The sequence below is a fragment of the Amycolatopsis sp. SID8362 genome, assembly GCF_010550475.1.
Taxonomy (GTDB): domain Bacteria; phylum Actinomycetota; class Actinomycetes; order Mycobacteriales; family Pseudonocardiaceae; genus Amycolatopsis; species Amycolatopsis eburnea.
Genome location: NZ_JAAGNB010001610.1, coordinates 1 through 7,110 on the forward strand (window position 1 = coordinate 1; position 7,110 = coordinate 7,110).

The following is a 7,110-nucleotide window of genomic DNA, read 5'->3' on the forward strand; positions in this document are numbered from 1 at the left end:
GAGGGGCACGCGCCGGTCGCGCACGCCGCGGCCCGGGCGCGGGATCTCGCTCCCCGGGCCGTGCGGGTGGACACCCCCGGCGGGCCGGCGCTGGAGGCGTTCACCGCGGGCGACCGGCGGAATCCGGCGGTGGTACTGGTGCCGCCGTGCGGCATGCCCGTCGAACTGTCCCACCGGTGGTTGCGGGCGCTCGGAGAAGACTGCTTCGTGGTGACGTGGCAGTCCCGCGGCCTGTTCGCGGCGGACGGTCCCCGGGACGGCATGGCGGCCGGCGTGGCCGAGCAGGCCGATGACCTGATCGCCGTCATCGACGCGCTCGACCTGCCGGTGAGCCACGTGATGGGCCTGTGCGGCGGGGCGGTGATCGCGCTCGACGCGGTCCACCGGTACCCGGCGCGGTTCCGCTCGGTGAGCCTCTGGCACGGGGACTACGACTTCGGCGCCGGTTCGGCCAAGACCGATCACCAGCGCGACGTCCAGGCTCTGATGGAGCTGGGGGCCGCCAGCCTCGAGAAGGCCACCGGCTACCAGAAGCTCATGCACCGCCCCGCTGCACTGGCGAAGATCCCCGAGCGGGTCGCGCCGCTGGTGCTGTACCCGTACGCGACGCCGGTGCTGTTCCACCACTACTGCCGGCTCAACTCCGCGATCATGTCCTACGACGTCACGGATCTGCTCGGCGACATCGGGCACCCGGCGCTGGTGGTGACCAGCCGGACCGACACGACCGCGCACCCGGCCGGCTCCCACCGCGTGGCCCGCGAGCTGGCGCGGGCCGAGCTGGTCGAGGAGCCCACCGGCGACCACCTGTCCGTCTTCGACACCTCGCCCCGACTGACCCAGCTGGCCGCCGGTTTCGTGACGGCGCAGCACTCGACCACCCCGGGACCCCGATGACCGACACAGTTGCCTTCGAAGCCGAGCACCTCGACCACGGACTCGGCGAGCTCGCCGGGGAATGCGTCCTCGTGCGGCACGCGACCGGCGACCGGCGGGCCGAGGCGGTGCTCGCCGTGCCCGGCCTGGCCGCTCCGACCGTCCGGCGGGCGGCCGATCTGGCCGCAGAGGCCGGCGAGCTTTCGCTGTTCGAGCCGGACGACGACCTGATGCTCTTCCACCGGAACCGGCGGGAGGCCGCCTTCATCTTCCGCGAGGTGTTCCGGGACAACGAGTACCTGCGCCACGGGGTGACCCTGCCCGAGCGCCCGACCGTCGTCGACGTGGGCGCGAACATCGGCGGGGCGTCCGTGCTGTTCGGGCTGGTCCGCCCGGACTCCCGCATCTTCGCGCTGGAACCCGTGCCGCAGCTGTGCCGGGCGGTCGAGCTGAACGCCCGGCTGCACGGCCTCGACGTGGTGGTCATCCCGGCTGCGGTGGGCGACGCGCCGCGGCGGACGCAGGTCACCTACTACCCGAAGAACACCGCGATGTCGGGCCTCCTGGCGGGCCAGTCCGACCGCGAGGTGCTCAAGGTCTACCTCGCCGGGCAGGAGGAGGACGCCACCGACACCGCTGCCGGGCTCGACGCCGTCGTCGCCGAGCTCCTGGCCGGCGAGTCCGTCGAGTGCGAAGTGCAGACGCTGGGCCAGGCGCTGGCCGGGTACGCCGTCGACCGCATCGACCTGCTCAAGATCGACGTCGAGAAGGCCGAATGGCAGGTTCTGCGCGGCATCGACGACACCTGGTGGCCGCGCATCGACCAGGTGGTCATGGAGGTGCACGACATCGACGGCCGGGTAGCCGCCGTCGTGGCCCTACTGGAGGCCAGGGGCTTCAGCGTCCTGGTGGACCGCAACCAGGACCTGCTCGACACCGACATGTACGGCGTCTACGCCCGACGTGGGCCGGTCACGCCGGACGTCGCCGCCCCCGCGTGGCGCAAGCCACTTTCGACCCGCCGGGCGCTGGCCGCGGCCTTGCGCGAGAAACTGGGGGACGAGGTCGCCGCGGTGCCGGTGGACCGGTTCCGGTTCGTCACCGCCCTGCCGCGGGACGAGCGCGGCGAGATCGACATCGGTGCCGTGCTCGCGGCCGTCCCGGCCGGTGCGGGCGCCGAGGCGGCCCCGCCGGCCGAGATCGAGCAGACGCTCGCCGCCATCTGGCGCCGGGTGCTGAAGGTGCCGGACTTCGCCGCGTCCGACGACTTCTTCGACCTGGGCGGCACGTCGCTGAAGTCGGTGCGGATGGTGCTGGAGGTGGGCGAGGCCTTCGGCGAGAACGTGCTGCCACCGGACCAGCTGTTCGAGGGCAGCCGCTTCGACCAGGTCGTGGCCACCATCCGCAGGAACCTGGCATGAAACGGCAGTTCTTCGCGGCGCTGGAACGGCTGGCGGACAACGACCGCAACGACGTCGTCTACCGTGACGGCGGCCGGGTCCGCATGACCTGGGCCGAGCTGGCTCGCGACATCGACCGGGCCGTCGGCCGGCTGGCCGTGCTGCGGACGGCGGACGGCGTGTTCACCGTGGGCCTGATCGGGCCGACGTCGTACGAGTGGATGGTGCTCGACCTCGCCTGCGTCAAGGCGGGCTTCCGGTCGGTCGCGGTGCCCGAGTTCCTGACCGGCCCCGAAATCGCCGGGCTGCTGAAAGAGGCTGGAGCCGACGTCGTGCTGGCCGATCGCGCGCTGGCCGGCCGCCTCGCCGAGACCGGCCTCCGGGCGTGGTACGTCCGGTCCGGCGGCACCACGCCGGCGGCGGACGACTTCGACGGCATCGAGGGCGTGCCGTGGACGTGCACCGCCGACCAGGTGCTCGACCACTACTCGATCGGCTACTCGTCGGGCACGTCCGGCGTGGTCAAGCGGATCGACCTCACCTTCCCGCCCGAAGAGCGCTCGAGAAACCTCCTGGGGCTCGCCGTCCAGTACTACCGCTACCGGACCAGCTTCTGGAGCCGCAAGGACAACAAACTCTTCATCTTCATGCCCTTCTCGCACCTTCAGCAGCGGGCCTTCGTGCGGCTGGCGCTGATGCGCAGGATCAGCATCGTGCTCTCCGACCCGGGGCGATGCATCCAGGACCTGATCGTGGAAAAGCCCAACATCATGGTGAGCGTGCCCATGATCTACGAGGCGCTGGCCACGCGGATCGAGCAGAAGCTCGCGCAGCTCAACACACGCCGGCAAGCCGTCTTCCGGCTCTACCTGCGCCTGGGGATCAACCGGCTGCGCAACGGCCACCCAGTCAAGCGCCTCTTCGGCCGTTACCTCTTCGCCAAGGTACGCAAGGTCTACGGCGGCCGGGCGGACTACTTCGTCACCGGCAGCGCCCCGATCGACCAGCGGACCCTCACGACCTTCCACCGCGTGGGTGTGAAGATCTACGAAGGCTACGGGCAGAGCGAGCTGCCGCGGATCATCTCCATGAGCTCCGAAAAGGACTTCCGCATCGGCAGCGTCGGCAAGCCACGGGTGCCGGTGAAGATCGGCGCCGACGGCGAAATCCTCGTCAAGATCGATCGCGCCGAGCTGGCCACCCCATCGGCCGTCACCTTCGACCCGGACGGGTACATCCACACTGGCGACCTCGGCCACCTGGACCGCGACGGCTTCCTGTTCATCGACGGCCGCAAGGACGACGTCATCGTCCTCGACAACGGCAAGAAGGTCTTCCCGGCGGCCGTGGAGACGGTGTTCCGCGAGCTGAAGGCCGAGGACTCGATCTGCGTCACATCGTTCGACGGCAAGCGGATCGCCGCCGTCGCGCACTGGCCCGCCGAACGCGGCGGCCGGGAGGCCCTGCGCCGCTACCTCGCCGAAGGCAACCCGAAGCTGCCCGAGCACGAGAAGGTGACGCTGTTCGCGTACACCGAGGAGCCGTTCACGGAGGAGAACGGCCTGCTGACCGGCACACGGAAGCTCCGGCGCCGGCGGATCAGGACGGTGTTCGGCGCTGCCGAGCTGGAGCGGGTCGATGCCTGAGGGCGCGGGCCCGGCGCTCGCCGGCCACAACTTCGCCGCTGTCCTAGGACGGCGCGCGGCCGAGTCGCCGGGCAAACCGGCGTACACGTTCCTGCGCAACGGCGTGACCGACGCGCACACCGTCACCTACGCCGACCTGCACGACTCCGTGTGTGTCTTGGCGGCTCGCCTGGCCGCGCACGCCCGGCCGGCGCGGGCTCTGCTCGTCTACCCCCACGGGCCGGAGTTCGTCCGGGCGTTCTGGGCCTGCCTGCTCGCCGGCGTCGTCCCCGTGCCGTGCTACCCGCCCCGGGACGCCCGCTCGGCAGGCCGCGTCCTCGCGATCGCCGCGGACGCGCAAGCCAGTCTCGTCCTGACCAGCCGCGCGGTGCTCGACCGCGTCGGCGACCGGCTCACTCCGGTCGTGCGCTGCCTGGTCACCGAGGACGTCACGGCCGACGATCCCGAAGCTTTCGTCCCCGCGGTCGTGTCGCCGGGCGGCACCGCCTTCCTGCAGTACACGTCCGGTTCCACCGGTGCGCCCAAGGGTGTCGTCGTCTCACACGGGAACCTCCGCCACAACCAGGAACTGATCCGGGCGGCGTTCGGCCTGGACGGCGACGCGACGATCGTGTCCTGGCTGCCCTTCTACCACGACATGGGGCTGATCGGGAACGTCCTGCATGCGGTCCACCTGGGTGCGCACGCGGTGTTCCTGCCGCCGGCGGAGCTCCTGCGCCGGCCGCTGTCCTGGCTGGAGGCGATCAGCCGCTACCGCGCGGCCGGTAGCGGCGGCCCGAACTTCGCCTTCCAGCACTGCGTCGACCGGATCGGCGACGACCAGCTCGCCGGGCTCGACCTCAGCCAGTGGCAGGTGGCGTACTGCGGGGCCGAACCCGTCCGCGCGGCCACCCTGCGGGCCTTCGCCGATCGGTTCGGCGCGGCCGGGTTCCGGGCCGGAGCGTTTCGGCCCTGCTACGGCGCGGCGGAGGCCACCCTGCTCGTCTCGGCCGCGGCCGGGTCCGTCACGCGGGCCCCCGGCGGGCCGGATGGAGGCCTGCCGACGGTGTCGTGCGGCGTCCCGCGCGGCTTCGAGTGCGTCATCGCGGCCGGGGACGGCACCGAGTGCCCCGAGAGTGTCGTGGGGGAGGTGTGGCTGCGCGGAGCGAGCATTGCCGGCGGCTACTGGCAAAACCCCGAGGCGTCCGCGGCCTTCGAAGCCGTCACCGGCGACGGCCGGGGCCCCTTCTACCGCACGGGCGACCTGGGGTTCCTCAGTGCCGGTGAGTTGCACGTCACCGGCCGGATCAAGGAACTGGTGATCATCCGCGGCCGCAACCACCACCCGTACGACCTCGAACGGGCGATAGCCGAGGGCGCCCCGGGCGTGGCCCGCGACGGCTGCGTGGTGTTCTCGGTGGACCGCGAGGACGGCGAGCAGCTGATCGTCCAGTGCGAGTACGAGCGGTCCTGCGGTCTGCCCCACGCCGACGTCATCCAGTCGGTGCGGGCGGCGCTGCTCGAGGAGTTCGGGATCGCGCCCGCGGAGGTCTTCCTCGTCGGGCCCCGCCGGCTACCGCGCACCAGCAGCGGGAAGCTCCAGCGGGTGCGGTGCAAGTCGGACTTCCTCGCCGGGCAGGCGACCGGCCTCGCGCACTGGACCGCGGCGGACGGCGACACCGTGACCGCCGCTCGCACGCCGTTCCCGGCAGCCTCTGACGCGGAACGGCTGGTCGTGCGTGTGGTCGAACGCCTACGGGGCCCGATCCCGGTTGCTCGCGACGACACCTTCTTCGGCCTGGGCTTCGACTCCCTCGGCGTGGCCGACCTCGCGGCCGCGGTGTCGGCGGAGTCTGGCCGGGCGGTCGACCCGGCGCTGGTGTTCGAGCACCCGACGATCCCCGAACTCGCCGCGCGGCTGGCCGTCCTCCCACCGGCGGACTCGCCGTCAACCGAAACCGGTTCGCCGGCTGACGGTGGCCTGCTGCCCCTGAGCTCGATCCAGGAGTCGATCTGGGTCGACCACCAGTCAAGGACACCGGACAGCCGCTACAACATCCCGATCCGCGTCGGCTTCCCGCCCGGGATCCCGCGTGAGCGCATCGAAACGGCGGTCACGGCCGAACTTCGCGCCGCGGAGCTGCTGCGCTGCCGGATCGTCCGGCGCGACGGACGTCCGGGCCTGCTGCCCGCGGACGACGAGAAGTTCCGCGTGGACCTGCTCGACCTCTCGGGAACGGAGGCACGGCAGGCGGCCGCGAAACTGGACGCGTCCGCGAAAGCGCTCGTGCGGGAGCCGTTCGACCTCGGCGGGCATCCACTGTTCCGGGCCCTGCTGGTGCGGCTGCCCGGCGGCGGCCACACGCTGGTCTTCGTCGCCCACCACGTGGTCTGCGACGGCTTCTCGCTGAACGCCTTCGCCGGGCGGCTGCTCGCCGCCGTCCAGGGAACCGTGCCTTCGCCGCCGGGCACCTCCTACCGGGACTACGTGCACCGCCAGCGTGACCGGCTGGACCGGGACGGCCGCGAAGCCGGGGAGTACTGGCGACGGCAGCTGGCGGACGTCGTCCCGCTGCGGCTGCCCCCGGATTACTCACCCGGCGGCGACGCTCGCGGACCCGTGGCCACGCACTGGCTGCCGCTGGGCGAAGAGCAGGCCCGATCCTTGGCCGAGCTGGCCCGCCGCTGGGGCACCACGCCGTTCGCGGTGGCACTGACCGTGTTCGCGACCGTCGTCGGCCGGATCACGCGGCGCTCGGACGTCGTCGTCGGCGTTCCCCTGCTCGACCGCGACTTGCCCGATATGGCGGCCACCTTCGGGCCCTGCCTCAACCCGGTCACGCTTCGGTGCCGGCTCTCGGGTGACCAATCGGGCACCGACCGGGTGGCGGCGGTCGGCGGCGTGCTGTCGGCGGCGCTCGCCCGCCGGGCCGTGCCCGTGCGGGAGGTGGCGGGGGAGCCGGGCGCGCGGCTCCCGCTGACCTCGGTGGCCTTCAACGGCCTCACCTTCGCCGCGGGCGACCGGATCGCCGCGGGTTTCCCCGGTGACCAGGGGCTCACCGCCCGCCTCGACCTCGACGTCTACGCGATCCTGGACGGGGACGGCCCAGGATCGCTGCGGTGGGACTACGACTCGGCACGGTTCGAACCGGGCACGGTCCGCCTGTGGGCGGCCGGGTTCGAAACCTGCTTGCGCCGGCTGCTCCGGC

General features: G+C 72.2%; 4 protein-coding genes. All 4 read left to right on the forward strand.

Annotated features, from left to right (window positions below):
- A partial coding sequence (locus G3I65_RS49555) for an alpha/beta fold hydrolase (RefSeq protein ID WP_160702656.1) occupies positions 1-897 on the forward strand: 897 nt, incomplete at its 5' end.
- Positions 894-2,297: an FkbM family methyltransferase gene (locus G3I65_RS49560; protein WP_160702657.1), complete on the forward strand. Its 1,404-nt coding sequence runs from the start codon at positions 894-896 to the stop codon at positions 2,295-2,297. The genes G3I65_RS49555 and G3I65_RS49560, both read left to right, overlap by 4 nt.
- Positions 2,294-3,922, forward strand: a complete 1,629-nt coding sequence (locus tag G3I65_RS49565; protein WP_160702659.1) for an AMP-binding protein — start codon at positions 2,294-2,296, stop codon at positions 3,920-3,922. The genes G3I65_RS49560 and G3I65_RS49565 overlap by 4 nt, the downstream gene beginning before the upstream one ends.
- Positions 3,915-7,110, forward strand: a 3,196-nt coding sequence (locus tag G3I65_RS49570; protein ID WP_160702661.1) for an AMP-binding protein, incomplete at its 3' end; no start/stop codon positions are given. The genes G3I65_RS49565 and G3I65_RS49570, both read left to right, overlap by 8 nt.